General features: G+C 65.4%; 14 protein-coding genes. 10 read left to right on the top strand and 4 right to left on the bottom strand.

Features of this window, described 5'->3' with window-relative positions; all coding sequences use genetic code 11:
- The first annotated feature begins 106 nt into the window (after nucleotides 1-106).
- The 4 genes from HLH25_RS15035 (at nucleotide 107) to HLH25_RS15020 (ending at nucleotide 2,430) form a co-directional block, all read left to right on the top strand.
- A complete protein-coding gene (locus tag HLH25_RS15035; RefSeq protein ID WP_182974844.1) occupies nucleotides 107-874 on the top strand; it encodes a glucose 1-dehydrogenase in 768 nt (255 codons plus the stop codon).
- Between the two features lie 162 nt (nucleotides 875-1,036).
- Nucleotides 1,037-1,306: an HU family DNA-binding protein gene (locus HLH25_RS15030; protein WP_182974843.1), complete on the top strand. Its 270-nt coding sequence runs from the start codon at nucleotides 1,037-1,039 to the stop codon at nucleotides 1,304-1,306.
- 120 nt (nucleotides 1,307-1,426) lie between these two features.
- Complete coding sequence (locus tag HLH25_RS15025; RefSeq protein WP_182974842.1) at nucleotides 1,427-1,711, top strand: SelT/SelW/SelH family protein; 285 nt, start codon at nucleotides 1,427-1,429, stop codon at nucleotides 1,709-1,711.
- Nucleotides 1,712-1,953: 242 nt separating this feature from the next.
- On the top strand, nucleotides 1,954-2,430 hold the full coding sequence (locus HLH25_RS15020; protein WP_182974841.1) for a GAF domain-containing protein: 477 nt from the start codon (nucleotides 1,954-1,956) through the stop codon (nucleotides 2,428-2,430).
- Here HLH25_RS15020 and HLH25_RS15015 read toward each other — a convergent pair.
- Entirely contained in the window at nucleotides 2,363-4,000 is a 1,638-nt protein-coding gene (locus tag HLH25_RS15015; RefSeq protein WP_182974840.1) for a GGDEF domain-containing protein, read from the bottom strand. The genes HLH25_RS15020 and HLH25_RS15015 overlap by 68 nt on opposite strands.
- Nucleotides 3,987-5,069, bottom strand: a complete 1,083-nt coding sequence (locus HLH25_RS15010; RefSeq protein ID WP_246402516.1) for a polyamine ABC transporter substrate-binding protein — start codon at nucleotides 5,067-5,069, stop codon at nucleotides 3,987-3,989. The genes HLH25_RS15015 and HLH25_RS15010 overlap by 14 nt, the downstream gene beginning before the upstream one ends.
- Before the next feature lie 438 nt (nucleotides 5,070-5,507).
- Here HLH25_RS15010 and HLH25_RS15005 point away from each other — a divergent pair, with 438 nt between their 5' ends.
- Nucleotides 5,508-6,857, top strand: a complete 1,350-nt coding sequence (locus HLH25_RS15005; protein WP_182974839.1) for a cytochrome P450 — start codon at nucleotides 5,508-5,510, stop codon at nucleotides 6,855-6,857.
- Nucleotides 6,858-6,910: 53 nt separating this feature from the next.
- Nucleotides 6,911-7,579, top strand: a complete 669-nt coding sequence (locus HLH25_RS15000) for a flavin reductase family protein (protein WP_182974838.1) — start codon at nucleotides 6,911-6,913, stop codon at nucleotides 7,577-7,579.
- Nucleotides 7,580-7,595: 16 nt separating this feature from the next.
- Here HLH25_RS15000 and HLH25_RS14995 read toward each other — a convergent pair whose 3' ends face one another.
- Complete coding sequence (locus tag HLH25_RS14995; protein ID WP_182974837.1) at nucleotides 7,596-8,375, bottom strand: acetoin reductase; 780 nt, start codon at nucleotides 8,373-8,375, stop codon at nucleotides 7,596-7,598.
- Between the two features lie 285 nt (nucleotides 8,376-8,660).
- Here HLH25_RS14995 and HLH25_RS14990 point away from each other — a divergent pair, with 285 nt between their 5' ends.
- From HLH25_RS14990 to HLH25_RS14975, 4 genes are read left to right on the top strand one after another with little or no spacing between them, the layout of a single operon-like run.
- Nucleotides 8,661-11,141 carry a TonB-dependent receptor gene (locus HLH25_RS14990; RefSeq protein WP_182974836.1) on the top strand — a complete coding sequence of 827 codons (2,481 nt, stop codon included), beginning with the start codon at nucleotides 8,661-8,663 and terminating at the stop codon, nucleotides 11,139-11,141.
- Nucleotides 11,142-11,144: 3 nt separating this feature from the next.
- Entirely contained in the window at nucleotides 11,145-11,912 is a 768-nt protein-coding gene (locus HLH25_RS14985; protein ID WP_182974835.1) for a DUF1868 domain-containing protein, read from the top strand.
- Nucleotides 11,909-13,009, top strand: coding sequence for an ROK family transcriptional regulator (locus tag HLH25_RS14980; protein WP_182974834.1), 1,101 nt, complete (start codon nucleotides 11,909-11,911; stop codon nucleotides 13,007-13,009). Before HLH25_RS14985 ends, HLH25_RS14980 begins: the two co-directional genes overlap by 4 nt.
- A gap of 1 nt (nucleotide 13,010) precedes the next feature.
- On the top strand, nucleotides 13,011-14,096 hold the full coding sequence (locus HLH25_RS14975; protein ID WP_182974833.1) for an MFS transporter: 1,086 nt from the start codon (nucleotides 13,011-13,013) through the stop codon (nucleotides 14,094-14,096).
- Between the two features lie 121 nt (nucleotides 14,097-14,217).
- Here the strand turns inward: HLH25_RS14975 and HLH25_RS14970 are convergent, their stop codons facing one another.
- On the bottom strand, nucleotides 14,218-14,763 hold the full coding sequence (locus HLH25_RS14970) for a Dps family protein (protein ID WP_114727658.1): 546 nt from the start codon (nucleotides 14,761-14,763) through the stop codon (nucleotides 14,218-14,220).
- Between the last annotated feature and the right edge of the window lie 236 nt (nucleotides 14,764-14,999).

The following is a 14,999-nucleotide window of genomic DNA, read 5'->3' as shown; positions in this document are numbered from 1 at the left end:
GCCCTGCCAAGGCCAAAGAGCCGCATCCGCGCCTTGACCCAGATCATGGAATCCCGTTCAGCGCCCTCACCATAGTGCACGCCATTTCTGATCATGGAGCACCGTCATGGCACGCGTTTCCGGAAAAGTCGCGATCGTCACAGGCGCCGCCCTCGGCATCGGCAAGGCAACCGCCCTGCTGCTGGCCAGGGAAGGCGCGAAGGTCGCGGTCGCCGACCTGAAGGCCGATGAAGGCCACGCCGTCGTCGCCGAAATCGAGGCAGCGGGCGGCGAAGCCCTCTTCGTACCCCTCGATGTCAGCCGCGAAGAGGACTGGACGCGGGCCATCGCCGCCGTCCTGGCCCGCTTCGGCCGGCTGGACATCGCGGTCAACAATGCCGGCATCGCCTATGCCGGCACGGTGGAAAGCACCAGCCTGGACGACTGGCGCCGCGTGCAGTCGATCAATCTCGACGGCGTGTTCCTGGGCACGAAGGCCGCCGTCGCCGCCATGAAGGACCATGGCGGTTCGATCATCAACCTGTCCTCGATCGAGGGCCTGATCGGCGACCCCACCCTGGCCGCCTACAACGCCAGCAAGGGCGGCGTGCGTCTGTTCACCAAGTCGGCCGCCCTGCATTGCGCCCGCTCCGGCTACCGGGTCCGCGTCAATTCGGTCCATCCCGGCTATATCTGGACCCCGATGGTCCAGGGCCTGACGGGCGAAAGCCCGGACCAGGCCGCCGCGCGCAAGCGGCTGGAGGCCCTGCACCCGGTCGGCCATCTGGGCGAAGCCGACGACATCGCCTACGGCATCCTTTACCTGGCCTCCGACGAATCGAAATTCATGACCGGCAGCGAACTGGTCATCGATGGCGGCTATACCGCCCAGTAAGAGCGCATTTTACCGGACGAAAATCTGCCAAAAGCAGCTTTTCGTCCACACCTGCCAAAAAAAGACGGCGTTTCAGGCATATTTCGTTACGATCGGATTAGACATTTTTCCGATCCCGCTGCTACCGTCCCGACATCTTTAACTATTGGGACACGCTCCTCCATGAGCAAGGCTTTCATCGCCGCCGTTCTTCAGGATTCTCTTAGCTGCACGGGTGTCGCCGCCGGCAAGGCCGCCAACGACCTGATCGATGCGATCGTGGCCGAGCTGCACAAGGAAGGCGGCTTCACCCTGCCCTCCTTCGGCACCTTCAGCGTGCACAAGACAAAGGCCCGCAAGGCTCTCAACCCCCGCACCGGCGAGCCGGTCAAGGTCAAGGCCGGCAAGACCGTCCGCTTCAAGGCCAGCCCGAACCTGAAAAAGGCGGTCTGATCGGCCCGGGCGGGCCGCCCCGCCCGCCCCCATGCATCCTTTGCGAGGCAGGCCGCGTTCCTTCCGGGAACCGGCCGGGCGCCCCTCCCCCCGGACCACCGCCTCGGGAAAGACCGCTCCATGCCCACCCAGTCCCCGCGCCTGACGATCCGCTATTGCGTCCGCTGCAACTGGCTGCTGCGCGCGGCCTGGATGGCGCAGGAACTTCTCTCGACCTTCGGCGCCGTACTGGGCGAGGTCGCGCTGATCCCCGACGACAGCGGCGGCCGCTTCGAGATCATGCTGGATGACACCCTGCTGTGGGAACGCACCCGCGACGGCGGCTTCCCCGGCCCCAAGGACCTGAAGCAGAGAGTGCGCGACAGAATTGATCCCGAGAGATCCCTAGGCCACACCGACCGCTAAAAGCGTGGCTGGACATGCGCGCTGGCGACGATCCGACGCGCGTTTCCTGCGCTCCGATGCTCACGGCCATCAAGGCCGCTCCGCTTCGGTGCTCGGAAACACACGACGGCCGTGCCGCTTCGCGGCACTCTCGCTCACCAGCCCACATGTCCAGCCACGCTTTCCCTCCACCAGAATGACGCCACATTCCACTGCGTTCCGCTTCGCGGTATGAGAGGACGTTCGACGACCGGAGCATGTCCATGAGCCACCAGCCTGCCGATCAACGTGTCACGCCGGACGACCTGCTGGACAGTGTCGCGGCCATCCTGGCCGACGAACCCGACCTGATCGCCAATGCCGCGAATGTCGCCGCCCTGCTGTTCGAGGCCCTGCCCCGCATCAACTGGGCCGGCTTCTATTTCCTGCGCGACGACCAGCTTGTCCTCGGGCCGTTCCAGGGCCGGGTCGCCTGCACCCGCATCCCGCTGGGCAAGGGCGTATGCGGCACCGCCGCAACCCGCCGCGAGACCATCGTGGTGGCGGACGTCCACGCCTTTCCCGGCCATATCGCCTGCGACGCCGCCTCGGCCTCGGAAATCGTGGTGCCGCTGCTCGCCGGCGACCGGCTGATCGGCGTCCTGGATATCGACAGCCCGATCCCCGACCGCTTCACACCGCAGGACCGGCAGCTTGTGGAAGCGGTGGCCGCATTGCTCGTCCGCGCTCTTCCGGCATAACGTCCCGCTCCGGCGCCGCCCCGGCCGCTTCATCGCGCGGCAGGTCGGCATAAAAGGCCACCGTGTTCCGGCCGGCCGCCTTGGCGTGATACATCGCATGGTCCGCGCACCAGAGCAGATGCGCCGGTGTATCCGCATCGCCGGGCGCCGCCGCCACCCCGATGCTGGCGGTGACGGGATAAGACGCCGCATCGACCTGAAAACCACCGCGAAATTTCAGCAGGAAGGCGTCGATCAGCGTCCCGACCACAGCACTCCGTGGGTCGGCCATGATCAGCGCGGTGAATTCGTCTCCCGACAGCCGCGCCACGATCCCCATCGCCTCGGCCCCGTCCTCGGTCGCGTCGCGAACGGCGGCACTCAGCGCATGCGCTACCGCCTCCAGCAACGCATCCCCGGTCCGGTGCCCATGCACGTCATTGACCTGCTTGAAATTGTCCAGATCGATGAACAGCATGGTCAGCGGCCGGCCGGTCGTGGCGCTGAGTTGATAGAACTGGTCGAGCTTGTCGTTGAAATAGATCCGGTTGCCGATCCCCGTCACCAGATCCGTCTCGTAAAGCTGCCGGATCTGCCGCAGCGATCGCGTCAACTGGCCATGCAGCAGCCGCACGTTCGCCGCCAGCCGACCGACCTCCCCCATATCGGGTACATCGATATCCTGCCGGCGATTTTCCGTAATCGCCGTCACCTGCCGGTCAAGTTCCTCGACCGGCGCGATGATATAGCGGCGCACCAGCGCCATCAGCACCGAGACCGACACCACGCTGAGCACGATGACGAACAGGCCGGTCACGGCGGCAAAGCGCGTCAGCGGGCCACGCAGATAGGCGACGGACGGCGTCTCCTGCGCATAAAGACCAGGCGCCAGCCGAATACTGGCGGATAATTCCCCGTGCGATACCGGCGGCAAATCCGTCAGCGCGACCGGCGCGCCATATTCCCTGGCCATGGTGTCGCGGATCGTCTCGAACCGGCGGGGCCGCACCGCCACCTGCATGACGACCGACTGATCCGGCTGCGGCCCCGCAACGCCCACGCCCCCCGTGCGCGCCTGCACCTTCGCGGCCATCGCCAGATAGGTCGTGCCGTCTCCTTCGGTCACCAGTCCCGAACGCGAAGCCACATCATCGTTCAGCACCGCCTGCGCGAAGGCCGACTGGCCGGCCCCCAGCTTCTGGAACGGGTCCGTGCCATTGTCGAAATAGAAGATCTGCTTCCCATCCGTCTGGAAAACGCTGCACGACACGTTCGCCCCGTCATTGGGAACGAGCGATTGCAGGCTGTCCTGCACACCGATCGCCAGAACCCTGGTCCGGTATTCGGCATCGCTTTCATCGACGAAAGTCAGAAAGGCCGGACTGTTGCGCACCACATACAGCAATTGCGAATCCAGCGACGCATAGTCGGAATAGGCATTCTGAAGCTGCGACAGATTCTGCTGAAGCCTGGCCCTGTTCTGCGTGAGCAGCGCATGGCGATACCCCAGATACGCCGCCCCGCCCGCCAGGATATGCCCCAGCAGGACGATAGGGAACAGAACCGCGAGCGCGCGCCTACTGAGCGTCATGAATCGCCAGCAGGGCACTGAGGATATGCCGGCGCAACGGCAGGCTGGCGGTCGGAAAAGGCCCGCGATAGAGAATGGGGTACTCCGCGGGCGGGTAGATCTGCGGGTCCTCGCGCATCCTGGCCGGCAACAGGGCGGCGGCATGCGGGTTGGTCGTCGGCTGGCGCAGGAACATGGCATTCGCCGCCGCATTGTCGGCCTGCGCCAGAAACGCGACGAACCGTTCCGCCATGCCCGGATTGCGCGTACGCTTGGGCACGACCAGGCAGTCGGTCCACACCATGGCGCCCTCGCGCGGCGTCACGAAGCGCCACGTCTCCGTCCCCGCGCCGGCCATGTTCAGGGTCTTCTGGTCTCCCGTCGCTCCCAGGCCGATAAAGATCCGCCCCCGGATATCGCGCCGCCTCTGCGCCGTCGAGGGCAGGCCATAGGTCAGCACGGCGGGCGACTGCGCGCGCAGCAGTTCGAAGGCCCGCCGCAGATCCCCCGGATCGCCGCTGTTCATCGGGCGCCCCATGAAATTCAGGGCGGCGGCCAGCAATTCCTCCTGGTCGTCGGTCATGGCGATATGCCCGGCCAGCGCGGGGTCCGGCTTCAGCAGGTCGCCCCACGATTGCGGCGCCACCTTCAGGCGGTCGGCGCGATAGACGATCCCGGTATTCCCCCAGCTATACGGCACGCCGTATCGCCCGCACATGCCACGCCACTGCTCCTCGCTGCGCGACGTCTCGGGCAAGGGCAGGCCGGACTGATCCAGCAGCAGTCCCCGCTCGCCGAACGCCTGGACATGGGCACTATCGACCACGGCCAGATCGATCGGCGCATCGACGTTCGCGATCAGCAGGTCCCGCCGGTCGCCATTGTCGAAGACGATCTGATTGACCGCGACCCCGGTCATGGCCGTCCAGGCCCGCACCACGTCGGGGCTGATCCCCCATTCCCAGATAAGGAAATTCAGGGCATTCGCCTGCGCGACGACGGGCCGCAGGGCCAGAAGGGCCAGACCGACCCCCAGCATCGCGGCCAGAAAACGCGGGCCGCCCCCCTGCCCGGCAGATCGCCTGTTCAAACGGCCTGTCACACCGGCTCGCACGCTACCCCGATCCGTCACAAAATCGCCTCGTCCGGCGCGCCTGTCCCCATAGCCGCGTCGCCTGAATGTCCGTCGCCCCATCATGCGAAGCACCGAAAAAACACCCGCAACAGGCACCACGCGCCGCCATCGCCAAGGATCGGCGACGTGCTATTGCGCATTTCGGTTTCGCAATCAACTCTCCACGGGCGACGATCCAGGCGCCGGCAAAACAATGCCGGTTCTCTTCGTTTTTCTATCACGCCCCCCGGCGCACATAACAGAAATTTGTTGCGACAGAGGATTAACGACTCCTCTCTCCGCCGGCGCATGGCCCCTCTATACCCCCTCGATCGCCCCTCCCACACACCACCCCCGCTTTCCCGCCCCGACCGGTTTGGCTACGCTGCCGTCCCGTCCAGCAAAGGTCCGCGCGTGCTCGACTCATCCCCTCTCATTCCGCCGATGCCGCCTCTTCTGTCGGAACATGCCGGGGGCCTGCGCGTTCTCACGTCCCTGCGGCGCAACGGCTATTCGGCCTTTCCACAGCGTTGCTTCACCCAGCCGGTGGTCAGCCTGCGCGCGCTGGGCCGCCCGCTGGTGCTGGCCGCCGGCCCCGAATCCATGCAGGCGATCCTGACATCGGATGCCGGGCATTATCGCCGCATGCGCGTCGGCCAGCGCGTGCTCAGCCCCATCGTCGGGCGCGGCCTGCTGGTCAGCGAGGGCGATACGTGGCGGCGGCAGCGCCGCGCCATGGCCCCGGCCTTCACCCCGCGCACGGTGCCCGTGCTGGCCGGACATATCGCCGCCTGCGCCGAGCGGGGCTGCCGAAACCTGGAGACCAGCGGACCGATCGACCTGTTCTCGACCATGCGGCGCCTGGCGCTGGATGTCGCGGCGGTTTCCATGTTCTCGCTGGAGATCGGCGCGTTCGACCAGCCTTTGCGTAACGCCGTCACCCGCTTCATGACCGGTATCGGCACGCCTCGCCCTTCCGATTTCCTGCTGCCACCCGGCACGCCGACCCTGCTGGGCTGGCGCCGCGCGCGTTTCCGCCGCCAATGGGTGGCATTGATCGGCCAGATCATCGCCGCGCGCCACGCGCAGGCCCCCACCGATGCCCCGCGCGACCTGTTCGACCTTATGCAGACGGCCTTCGGCGACCAGGGCGGCGGCACCACGTCCGAACTGATCGACGAAGTCGCCACCATGATCGTGGCCGGGCATGAAACGACGGCATCGGTCCTGTTCTGGTCCTGCCTGCTGCTGGCCCAGTCCCCCCGATGGCAGAACGAGATCGCGCAGGAAGTGCGGGACAAGGACCTGACGCCGGATGGCGCGGCCTTCTCGCTGCCCTCCCTGCACGTCACGACGGCCGTGGTGCGCGAAACCCTGCGCCTCTATCCGCCCGCCTTCATGAGCGGCCGGGAAACCGTGGGCGAAACCGACCTGTGCGGCCACGCCCTGCCCGACAACGCGATGGTGCTGCTGCCCTTCTGGATGCTGCACCGCAACCCCGCCCTGTGGCACGCCCCGGCGCAATTCGACCCCCGGCGTTTTCTGGACCGCCCCGATCCCCCGCGCTTCAGCTTCCTGCCGTTCGGCGCCGGGCCGCATGTCTGCATCGGCGCGCAACTGGCCATGACCGAGGCCGTGCTGGTGCTGGCCCGCCTGCTCCAGGATTTCGCGCTCACCCTCGCCGACCACCGGCCGGTGCTGCCGGTCGGGGTGCTCTCGACGCGGCCCAGCCACGCCCCCGCCTTCCACCTGCGCCGCCGCTGACCTCACCCGCCGGCCACAGGATGCTTCCCACAGCTTCCATCGAGGACGCCGCCATGTCATCCAATCCGCCCGACGCCTTCCATTCCTACCGCCCCGCCACCGGCCACGGCCTGAAGCACGACCCGTTCAACGCCATCGTGGGGCCACGCCCGATCGGCTGGATTTCCTCGGTCGACGCGGCGGGCCGGGCCAATCTCGCGCCCTACAGTTTCTTCAACGCCTTCAACTACCAGCCGCCGATCATCGGCTTTTCCAGCATCGGCTGGAAAGACACGGTGGCCAATATCCACGCCACGGGCGAATTCGTGTGGAACCTCGCTACCCTGCCCCTGGCCGGTTCGATGAATCTGAGTTCCGCCGCGGTCCCGCCCGATGTCAGCGAATTCGACCTCGCCAGCCTGGCCCGCCTGCCCTCCACGCAGGTCCGCCCGCCACGGGTGGCGGACAGTCCGGTGCATTTCGAATGCCGCCTGACCCAGATGCTGCAACTGCGCACCGCCGGGGGCGAGGATGTCGAAAGCTGGATGGTCTTCGGCGAGGTGGTGGCGGTGCATATCCGGCGCAGCCTGCTGGCCGAAGGCCGTTACGACACCGCCGGAGCGCAACCCATCCTGCGCGCCGGCGGCCCCGGCGATTACGCCGCGATCCGGCGCGACGCGATGTTCGATATGGGCCGCCCCACCGAGGAAACCTGGCAGGCCATCCTCTCCCGCCAGCCCTGAACCGGTCCCGACGCGATCAGCGATAAACCAGCCCACCGTCGATCAGGACCGCCTGCCCCGTCATGTAATCGGAATCGGGGCCGGAGAGGTACGACACCAGCCCCGCCACGTCTTCGGGCGTCTGCGCCCGGCCCAGGGCGATGCCATCGACATATTTGCGGAAGGTCGCCCCTTTCTCCGCCCCCGTGATTTCCGAGAAAAGCTGGTCAATCTCGACCCACATGCTGGTCCCCACCACGCCGGGGCAATAGGCGTTCACGGTAATGCCCTTGCTGGCATATTCCTTCGCCGCCGCCTGGGTCAGCCCGCGCACGGCGAATTTCGTCGCCGAATAGACGCCCAGCAGCGCAAACCCGTCATGCCCCGCGATCGAACAGGCGTTGATGATCTTGCCCTTCTGCCCGCTGGCGATAAACCGGTCGGCCGCCGCCTGAATCCCCCACAGCACACCCTGGACATTGATCCGGAAGATGCGCTCCACATCCTCCGGCATCACCGAGGCCAGCGCCTTGACCTGCGCGATGCCGGCGTTATTGACCATGATGTCAAAACCGCCCAGTTCCCGCGCGGCATGATCGACCGCCGCCCGCACCTGCGCCCGGTCACCCACGTCAGCCATGAAAATGGTGGCTTTGCGCCCCAGGGCCGCGATTTCCGCCGCCACTTCGCTCAGACCCTCGGCTTTCAGATCGACCAGCGCCACGTCCGCGCCATCCTGTGCCAGACGCAGGGCAATGCCGCGGCCGATACCCTGAGCCGCCCCCGTAACCAGCGCGACCTTTCCCGTGATTGCCATCGTACTCTTCTCCTGTTGAGCCGCGCGGGACGCCGGCTGTCTGCCCTCAGATCGCCATAGGCCGATACCGCACGAAAGAGCGTGCCGCCCCGCTCTCACGTCCTCGTGACAGGCCCGCACAACACCTGTCGCGGTCTTGCGACAGCGGCACGCCGGACACCGGCCAGAACGCACCACGGTTCCGCCTCAATTTTATTTACTACCGCAACAAAACTATAACATGACAGTCCCGACAGGCGAGCGATATAGAGCAGCCATTCGCTCTCGCCCTTGGGAAATCCTCATATGTCCAGATCGTATCCGCACGGTCTCATTCGCGGCGGCCTGATGCTCATGACCGCCCTGTCCCCGATCCCCTTCGCATCCGCGATCGCCGCCCCGGACGATCAGGCCGCACTCCGTGCTTCGCCACATCGGGAAAAAGCGGCGTTCCGACCATCGTCTGCCGAGGAAAGACTGGAAGTGCGCGCCACGCGCAAACCTGTCGGCGGCGGCCTGATGACCGGCCATACCGGCACGACCGCGCAAAGCACGGTGACGAAAGAAGCCTTCGATCTGCTGCGCCCCTCGGCCAACGCCGCGACCCTGGTCGAGACGGTACCAGGCGTGATCGCAACGACAGGCGATCCGACGGGGCTGTTCGACGGCGGGTCGATCTCCATTCGCGGCTTCGACCGGAACCTGATCGGCTTCACCGTCGATGGCGTACCGATGAACGATGCCAGCACCTACGATTTCGTGCTGACGGCCAACAACGATTCAGAAAATTACTGCAACGTTGTCGTCACCCAGGCGGGCTCCGATCCGCTCTCGCCCCAGCGTGGCGAAATCGGCGGCTCGATGGCTTACCATACCTGTGCACCGACGAAGGCACGCAAGGCGTTCATCGAGCAGACCGGCGGCAGCTACGACCTGGTCAGAACCTTCGCCCGCTACAATACCGGCGCGATGCTGGACGGGCGCCTGACGAACTACATCAGTTTTTCCCGTTCCACCGCCAGCGTCTATAATCAGGACAAGGGCGGCATCCTGAAATATCACGGCGATCTGCGCTCGCATCTCGATCTCGGCGCGGGAAACACGATCGACCTGATGGCATTCCGCGACTACAAATACGGCGGCAAGAACCGGAATGTGACGCTGGCCCAATACAGGGCCTATGGCTACGATAACGGATACGGCACCGATCTGGACTCTTTCCTCGGCCTCAATCCCACGCCGGTGGCCGGCACCGCACAGACGGCGGTCTATGCCAACACCGGGGCCGCTGTCCCCTATACAGCCCATAACCTGCCTTATTACGGCATGATGAATACCGTCGGCGACCGCTGGCTGATCACCCTTGCCGGCCATTTCGCGCCCACGCCGCACACCCGCCTGACGGTTCAGCCCTATTATCATCACCAATATGGCGGAAGCACCGCGGAAACATTGCTGAAGGAGGCGAGCAGCCTGCACCGCGCCGTCGACCTCAATGGCGACGGCGACACGAAAGACGCCGTGGTCGTCAACAGCTTCAGCCAAAGCGCCTTCGACCGGATCGGCAACCTCCTGCGCCTTGAGCAGGATATCGGCCGGGTGACGATCGAGGGGGGATACTGGTTCGAGCGCCTGTTCCAGCATCAATCCAACCCGTTCCAGTCCATCAATGAAGACGGTACGGTGGATGACATCCTGTTCTCCAGCGCCGCCAACCTGCTTCAGGACGCCACCGGCAGGGTCCTGCAAAACCGGCTCTGGAAAACCGACATGACGACGCACCAGCTTTCCGTTGGTGCGACCGGGCGTTTTTTCCACGACCGCCTGCTGGTCACACTTGGAACACGCTGGCAGCAGAACGCGCGTCGCTTCGAGAACCTGCCCAGCGACCAGGCTCAATCCTATAAATGGTATGCTGTGGAGCGCGACTTCACGCGCATGATGCCCAGTGCCGGCGCCCGCTATTTCATAACGCCCAACCACCAGGTCTTCGCCAGCATCAGCACGGGTCAACGGCTGCCGCCCAATTTCGTGGATCAGCAACTGGTGGACAAGAAGACCGGCGCGATCGGGGCCGCACCCGATATCAACGCCGAGACCAGCGTCAGCGTGGACTGGGGATATCGCTTCCAGCACAAATGGTTCAACATGCAGGTGACCGGCTTCGATATCGAATTTTACAACCGCATCGGCCTGTTCGCCAACCCGTTCGATCCCCTGGCCGCCGCGACCTACGCCAATCTCGGCGGCACACACAACCGGGGAGCGGAACTGGAAATCGGCACGACACCTTGGCGCGGTTTCAGCTTCTACGGTTCGGCCACCTATACCAGCGCGAAAATGGCCGCCGACATTCCCTATCCCTCCGGGGGCACCACGGTCTATCTGCCTACGAAAGGCAAGCAGTTCTATAACACACCGCCATGGATCGGCGTCGCGCAGATGACATACCGCAACGGGCCGGTCAGCGGTTCGCTCCGCGTGCGCTATGTCGGCCGAAGCGACACGACCCTGACGAACGACCAGTCCGCCGCCCCTTACGCGACGGTCGATCTGTCCGTAGGCTATCGCTTCCCCACCGTCACGCTGGCCGAAGGCATCGCCATGAGCGCGCCGAAACTCCTGATCAACGTTACCAACATCTTCAACAAAGGCTATCTGACCCCGACCGGCGGCGTGAACCCCAATTCCTACAATCTGGCCGCGTCCGGGCCGGGCGCCTCCACCCCCACTTACACGCTGGGCTCGCCCCGCGCCGTTTCCGCAACCTTCTCGGCAGAATTCTGAGCCATGGCCCTCACCGCTCCGACGACCCGCCGCCGTGTCCTCTCGGCCATCGCCGGCAGCCTCCTGCCCGCATGCACCGGCCGCGCCGCCCAGATCCCCGAGGTCGGACGCAAGTTCGACGCCAGCGGCGCGGCGCTGCCATTCCACGGCAATACGATCATCATCCCGCTCGATCGCGGCTCGGCAGCAGCCACCCTGATGGCAACACTGCATGACGCCCTGGCGGACAGTCCGATTGCACGCCAGATCGCCCTTCTCCCCCTCTCGTCATTCCACATGACGGTCTTCGAGGGCGTGAACGACCACGACCGCACCCCTCGGAACTGGCCCGCCGCCCTGCCGATCGACGCGCCGATCGCTACCGCGACGCAGTACGCGACCCGTGCGCTGACCGCCGCCCCGTTCGACTATCCGCAACCCATCGTCATGCGCGCCAGGGGCCTGAGCATCACCGATCGCGGTGTCCGGCTCAATGTCACGGGCTTCGACGACACGCAGGAAGGCGCCATCCGTCACCTGCGCGACGAAATCGCCGCCCGGCTGGCAATCCACCGGCCCAGTCACGCCCGGTACGGATTCCACATGTCGCTGGCCTACACGATCGCCCCGCTGGACCCGGACGCGAGAGCCCGGACACAGGCACGCATCGATGCCCTGCTCGCGGAAACACCGGCGGAACGGCGCGCCCTTTCCCTCGGCGCCCCGCGCTTCTGCACCTATGACGACATGCTTGCCTTCACGCCGCTTTTTCCGCTACCGCGCCAGTCATGACAGCTCCGATTCCAGACCTGATTCCATCGGAACGCCGCGTTCTCGAACTGGTCAGACGCCATGGTGCCATTTCGCGTGCCCGCCTGTCTCCCCTGGCCCACGTCACGCCCTCCACGCTGACCCGCGTTGCGGGATCTTTGCTCAATCTGGGTCTGGTACGCGAGGGCGCCCGCCACAATGACGGGCGCAAGGGCGTGCCCGAGCAATTGCTGGAACTCGATCCGCAAGGCGCGATGACCTACGGACTGTCGATCGGCTACAACCACCTGCATCTCATGGCTCTCGACTTCACCGGCCGGATCATTCTCGACCGTGTGGAACCCACCCGCTCCGACGATCCGCAGATCGTCGTCACACATGCCCGTTCGATGCTGGCGGCCCACCGGCCGGCGGCGGCACGATACGCCCGCGTCCTGGGGCTGGGGATCGCACTGCCAGGCGCCTTCACCGAGGGCGGCAGGCGGCGCCTGCCCGTACCGGGCATCGAGCAGTGGGGCACGCTCGACATCACTGGACAATTCGCGGCCATCAGTAACCTGCCAATCTATCATGACAATGACGCCAATGCCGCGGCATTGGCCGAAGCCCTGTTCAACCGAGACCTCTCGGCGGACGGCTTCGCCTATGCATACCTCACCAACGGTGTCGGCGGCGCCCTGGTCGAAGGCGGGCGGGTCCGACAGGGGCATAACGGCAACGCCGGCGAATTCGGCATGTGCTTCCCGCGCAGCCACGCACGCCCCTCCGCCGAGGATTTCGCGATTTTCCTGGCGGAACATGGGCACGGAGACGGATCGACCGCCGCTCTCGACAGTCTGACACCTCCCGAAGCCTTGGTCGATCAATGGGTCGAACGGGCCGGCCGACAACTCGCGCGCCTGCTCGATACCCTGATCTGGGTGCTGGATCCGGCACAATTCGTCATCGGGGGCACGCTTCCGCTGGATGTACGCCGAAAACTGGCGACCTTCCTTCAGGATGCGCCGCTCGAATCCCTGGAAAACGGACTGAGCAGACCCGCCATTCATGCCTCGTCCCTGAACGGCCCCGTGGCACTCGGCGCCGCTTCCCTGCCCCTGAGTCAGTTTCTGCCCTGACATGGCGGTCAGCCGCCGCACCCGGATCGCCTATGCCGCCGCCCATGGCGGCAAAAGCCTGATCTGGCACGCTGACGAAGTGCTGACCTTTCCCCTCCTGACGGCCATAGCGGGCCTGTCCGCACACGCGGCCGCCATCGTTTTCGCCATATGGTTCGCGGTGGGCGCGTTCGCCGGCTACGGCTTCGGGCGCTTCGACGACCGCAGGCAGGCCCCGGTCCCCCTGTTCGCCCGCGCGTTCTGCCTCACGATCCTGTTCTGCGCCCTGCTCCTCGAAGCCCTGTCGCATGCGCCGATCCCTCTTCTGCTGGCGACGGGCCTGCTGCTGCATCTGGTCTATGCATGGCTCGATGCCCAGGCCAACAGCCTGATCTCCCGCCTGTCGGCCAGCGAAGCCGACCGGCACAGCCTGTCCCGCTGGCGGTCGGCCAGCGGAGTGCTGGCCAATATCGCTGTGACGTTCGTGCTCATGCAGTTCATGGCCAGCCACGACGATACGCTCCGCTGGCCGCTCATGGTGACAGCGGTCGGACTGGCCGCGACCTCCCTTGCGGGCATGGCCGGGTTCCTCTGGCTGCCACACGGACCCGCGCTCATGACCGCCCCCGCCACGCCGCCCGCGTCCGCGACCGTTCTGCCGGTGCCCTGGAAGGGGCTGTTCGTCCTGTTTCTTCTGGCCATCATGGACAATGCGGCCACCCAGGCCATCATTCGCCACGCCGTCGATGCCGGCGCCACCAACGCCTACATCCTTCGCATGGCCGGAGAATTATGCGGAATCACGGCCACCGTTCTGGTTGACAGATGGACCCAGGGCCGCGTGGTCGGCATGCTCGGCATTCCAGCGGCCATCCTGCTGTCCGCCACGGCGATACATGCCTCCGCCAGCTCTGTTGCGGGCATGGACATCCCGCTCTCCTTCGCCTTCGTCATCGGCCTTGGCCACGGCATGAATGTCGTCGGCTTCTGGGCGGCGGTGGCGGCGTGGTCCCCCGCACACAGACAGGCCGAAACCGCCGGCGCCGCCACCTTGCTGTTCCGGCTCGCGCTCTCGCTCGCCAATCTGGCGACATTCCTGACAGTCTGATCCAGGCACAGCCGCCAAAGCGGGTTCCATACCCCCGATCAGACAATAAACCCCGCCACGGCCATCGGCCGTGACGGGGCACAAAACGCCAGTCAGCCCGCGTGAGGCACGCCAGCCTCTGTCAGTCGTTACCGCCGAAAGACGGGCGGGTGGATTCGAACAGGAACCAGGTCCGGCGCTCGGTTTCGTCGATCCAGTTTTCCAGCAGGCTCGCCGTCGCCACGTCGCCGCCCTCGTCGCAGATCGCATGCACCGCGCGCAGCCGGCCCGTCAGCGCCAGATTATCCTCGCGCAGTTCGGCCAGCATGTCTTCCGGCGTCACATAAAGCGCGTCGTTATCGGCAACCTTGGTCAGGCGGCTGATCTCGCCGATCGAATGCAGCGTCGTCCCCCCCAGCTTGCGCGCGCGCTCGGCCAGCGGGTCGGTCATGGCGAAAATCTGGTCGCTCTGCTCGTCCAGCAGCAGATGGAAATCACGGAAATGGCGACCGCTCATGTGCCAGTGGAAATTCTTGGTCTTGATATAGAGCGCGAACACATCGGCCAGAACGGAGCGCAGACCGGCGGAAATGCCTTCGACCGCCTCTTTCTTCAGATCGGTCGGTGTCCCGAGATAGGTGTGAACATGGGCCTCGCCAGCGGTCAGACCCTTGGACTTGTTCGACATTGTCTTCTCCATGAACATGACGTTCGACAGGCCATGTGGGGAGCGGTCCCGGCATCGGCAACCCCGCCGCCCCGCCGTCATGGAACAATCATATCGGGCATGCGCCTGCATCCCGGCTTCCATGGACCTGAGATAAATCAATACCCTCCCGACCCGCCCCTCCAGAAAGCACCGCTCCCCCGGAAACGGACACCCGACCATAATTTATGTTGCAATTAATATTCATTCTCATTATT

Source organism: Gluconacetobacter dulcium (assembly GCF_014174165.1).
GTDB lineage: Bacteria > Pseudomonadota > Alphaproteobacteria > Acetobacterales > Acetobacteraceae > Gluconacetobacter > Gluconacetobacter dulcium.
Note: the sequence above shows the minus strand (reverse complement) of the source record. Positions and strands in the feature narration are given on the sequence as shown.